We start from the raw sequence: 1,051 nt of genomic DNA, 5'->3' as shown, positions 1-1,051 counted from the left end.
GCCTGTTCTGCCTGTGAAGGCCAGATCGCCGTCGCACCCTTGCCGCTGCAGCCCATTGAACAGGGCATGGCCGCACCCGGGCTGCTAGCCCACATCATCGTCAGCAAATGGGCAGACCATCTGCCGCTCAACCGCCAAGCCGGCATGCTCAAGCGTCATGGCATTGAACTCTCGCCGAATACCCTGGGCGACTGGGTGCTGGCCTGTGGGGAGCTACTCAAGCCGCTGCATGCACGCCTGTGCGAGATTGTGCGGCACAGTGACATCCTGCATACCGATGACACCATCGTTCCGCTGGCGCAGAAGGGTGGTACGAAACAGGCACGTGCCTGGGTCTATGTCGACCCGCACACTCGGCTGGCCGCCTACGACTTCAGCGAAACGCGTGCCGGCGAGCACCCACAAGCCTGGCTCAAGGGCTGGCACGGTTATCTGGTGGCTGACGCCTATAGCGGCTACGACGCGCTCTATGCCAACCCTGCCATCCGCGAGGTAGCCTGCTGGGCGCATGTGCGGCGCAAGTTTTACGACATCGCCAAACTAGCACCCAAGCGGGGACTGGCGCACGAGGCCATCGACCGCATTGCCGCGCTCTACCATGCTGACAACGCCCTGCGCGAACTCATCTCCGATGAGCGACGACGAAGACGAGCACAGGATACTCGTCCGCTGCTCGACGACTTCAAATGCTGGCTTGACCTGCACCACCCCCAGTTGCTGCCGAAGTCGCCCTTGGCACAAGCGATGGCTTATGCGCTGAGGAACTGGGCAGCGCTGATACGCCACCAGGAGGACGGGCGGCTACGTCTGGACAATAACCTGAGCGAGCAAGCCTTGCGCCCGATTGCCGTGGGCCGTGGTAATTGGCTATTCGCCGGTTCGGTGCGAGGCGGTCAGGCTGCTGCCGTGTTACTGAGCCTGGTGCATTCGTGCAGGCTACGGGACGTCAATCCTTACGCCTATCTCAAGGACGTGCTGACCCGCTACCCATCGGCCAAGCCTGCCGACCTTGATCATCTGCTACCGCATCGTTGGGCTGCCGACCATCCCG

The 1,051-nt window shown here is 62.5% G+C and carries 1 protein-coding gene; it reads left to right on the top strand.

Features of this window, described 5'->3' with window-relative positions; translation table 11 throughout:
* The coding region (gene tnpC, locus ACUHMQ_RS20805) for an IS66 family transposase (protein ID WP_445297351.1) at positions 1-1,051 on the top strand (1,051 nt) is incomplete at both ends.

This window comes from Chitinimonas violaceus, assembly GCF_052601015.1.
Note: the sequence above shows the minus strand (reverse complement) of the source record. Positions and strands in the feature narration are given on the sequence as shown.